This is a genomic window from Pseudomonas sp. Q1 (assembly GCF_009935975.1).
Classification (GTDB): Bacteria; Pseudomonadota; Gammaproteobacteria; order Pseudomonadales; family Pseudomonadaceae; genus Aquipseudomonas; species Aquipseudomonas palleroniana.
The window spans coordinates 1-2836 of the sequence record NZ_QODI01000040.1; the positions used below are offsets into that span (position 1 = coordinate 1).

The window sequence follows — 2836 nt, forward strand, 5'->3', positions numbered from 1 at the left end:
CGCTGGGTGGCAAAGCCGCCCCAACAAAGACGCCGCGGTATTTCAGGAGGACCGAGGTGCCTGGGTTTGGGGCGGCTTCGCCACCCAGCGCGGGGCAAGCCCGCTCCCTACAGAGTTTGGTCGCGGCAGGTTCTCTTAACTGACCAGCATTAGGGCTTGCCCCCTCCAACAGTTTCAAGATCTCATGCTTTACCAAAACTCCCGCTTGCGTCGTTTCGCCGCGCTCACTAACGTAGCGCCTTTACTGACGCTACCCCCCGCAGGAGCTTTGCCATGGCCTCGCCAGCCTTCTCACATTTTCTTCCCCGGTTCGGCGTTGCCGCGGCAGTGGCCAGTGCATTAAGCCTGGCCGGTTGCCAACTCCAGAGCACCCAGGACACGCTGCCGCCGGTCGCCGGTGTGCAGCCGATCAAGGGGCTCGCGCAGAATGTGTCGGTACGCCGCAATGCCCAAGGCATGCCGCTGATCGAAAGCAGCACCTTTCATGACGCGCTGTTCAGCCTGGGCTACGTGCACGCCGGCGACCGCATCACGCAGATGGTCACGTTGCGCCTGCTGGCCCAGGGCCGACTGGCGGAAATGTCCGGCCCTGAAGTGCTGGATGTCGACCGCTTCATGCGTGCGGTCAACCTGAAAAAAAGCGCCGGTGAGCTGTACAACGCCTCATCGCCGCGCCTGAAGCGCTTCTTCGAAGTGTATGCCCGCGGCGTCAACGCCTACCTGTTCCGCTACCGCGACAAGCTGCCGCCGGACCTGGCCCAGACGGGTTACAAGCCCGAGTACTGGAAGCCGGAGGACTCGGCGCTGTTGTTCTGCCTGCTGAATTTCAGCGAGTCGAGCAACCTGCAGGAAGAACTGTCGTCCCTGGTGCTGGCGCAAAAAGTCGGCGTCGACAAACTCGCCTGGCTCATTCCAAGCGCGCCGGATGAGGCGATCCCGACGGCAGAAGCCGAGAAACTCAAGGGGCTGAACCTGAGCCAGATCACCGGCCTCGCCGGCCTGGATGCGGTCAGCCAGCAGTTGGGCAGCCTGAATGCACTGGGCGTCACCACCTCCAATAACTGGGCGATTGGCCCCCAGCGCAGCCGCAGCGGTAAAAGTCTGCTGGCCGGCGACCTGGCGGCCCAGCCGCAAGCCCCCTCGGCGTGGAGCTACGTGCAGATCCGTGCGCCGAAATACCAGGCCGTCGGCGCCTCGATTGCCGGCCTGCCGACGCTGCTGTCCGGCTTCAACGGCAAAGTCGCGTGGAGCATGAGCGCGGTGAAAGGCGACACCCAGGACCTATTCCTGGAAAAGGTCAAACGCCAAGGCAGCGCGTTGTACTACGAGAGCAACGGCAAATGGCTGCCCGCAGGCGTGCGCAACGAAACCTTCTTCGCCAAGGGTCAGCGGCCGATTCGCGAAGTGGTGTATGAAACGCGTCACGGTGCCCTGCTCAACAGCAGCCAGGCGCTGACCAGCGGTTTCGGGCTGGCCCTGCAAACCGCCGACCTCAAGGACGACAAGAGCCTGGACGCGTTCTTCGACCTGTCCCGCGCGCAGAACGCCGGCAAGGCCTCGGACGCCACCCGGGAAATCCGCGCCATTGCGCTGAACATGATCTTCGCCGACGCCAGCAACATCGGCTGGCAAGTGACCGGCCGCTTCCCCAACCGTCGCGAAGGCGAAGGCTTGCTGCCTTCACCGGGCTGGGATGCGCGTTTTGACTGGGACGGCTACGCCGATGCGATGCTGCACCCCTATGACCAGGACCCGCCTCAAGGCTGGATCGGCACGGCCAACCAGCGCACCGCGCCGCGCGGCTACGGCATGCAATTGTCCAATTCGTGGGATGCACCGGAACGCAGCGAGCGCCTGGCGCAACTGGCCAACGCCGGCAAGCATGACAGCCGCAGCATGATCGCCATGCAGTACGACCAGACCACCACCTTTGCCGCCAAGCTCAAGACCCTGTTCCAGGCACCGGGCATGGCCCAGCCGCTGAAGCAGGCCATTGACGCGCTACCCGCCGCCGAGCGGGCCAAGGCACGCGAAGCATTGGATCGCCTGATGGCCTTCGATGGGCGCCTCACGTCCAGCTCCGCCGACGCGGCGATCTATGAACTGTTCCTGCAGGAAAGCGCCAAGCAGATCTTCCTCGACAAGCTCGGCCCGGAAAACAGCGCCACCTGGAAAGCCTTCGTCAGCAACGCCGGCCTGTCTTACTCCGCCACGGCGGACCACTTGCTGGGCCGCGAAGACAGCCCGTTCTGGGATGACACGCGCACGTCGCAAAAAGAAGATAAACCGGCCATTCTCGCCCGCAGCCTCGCCGCTGCGATCAGCGCCGGCGACAGCCTGCTGGGTGGCGATCACAAAGCCTGGCAATGGGGCAAGTTGCACAGCACCACCTGGAAAAACACCCAAGGCCAAGTGATTCGCGGCCCGCTGGCCAGTGGTGGCGACCACAACACCTTGAACCCGGCGCCGTACAGCTGGGGGCAGGACTTCAACACCACCCAGGTGCCGGCGCTGCGCATGATCGTCGACTTCGGCCAGGCGGAACCGATGATGGGTCAGGGCGGCATCGGCCAGTCCGGCAACCCGGCCAGCCCGAACTATGCCAATGGCATCGACGCGTCGCTCAAGGCGCAATACCTGAGCTTCCCGATGCAACCGCAGAACTTTGACAAGGCCTACGGCAAGACCCGCCTGACCCTCACCCCCGCCAAATAGGTAGTGAGCGGGCTCGCCCTAATGCCAGTCAGTTAAGGCTTAACGCTGTCACTGTGGGAGGGGCGGTGCGACGATTCGACTTGCTCCCGATGGACTGCGTAGCAGGCCCATTTTTGAGGCC

Annotated in this window: 1 protein-coding gene; it reads left to right on the forward strand. The window is 63.9% G+C overall.

The window, feature by feature from the left end; genetic code table 11:
- Nucleotides 1–273: 273 nt before the first annotated feature.
- A complete protein-coding gene (locus tag DK870_RS29020; protein ID WP_161550414.1) occupies nt 274–2715 on the forward strand; it encodes a penicillin acylase family protein in 2442 nt (813 codons plus the stop codon).
- Nucleotides 2716–2836 lie beyond the last annotated feature (121 nt).

Excerpts from the sequence above, each read along its gene's own strand:
- DK870_RS29020 (WP_161550414.1), top strand. The coding sequence starts at position 274 with ATGGCCTCGCCAGCCTTCTCACATTTTCTTCCCCGGTTCGGCGTTGCC.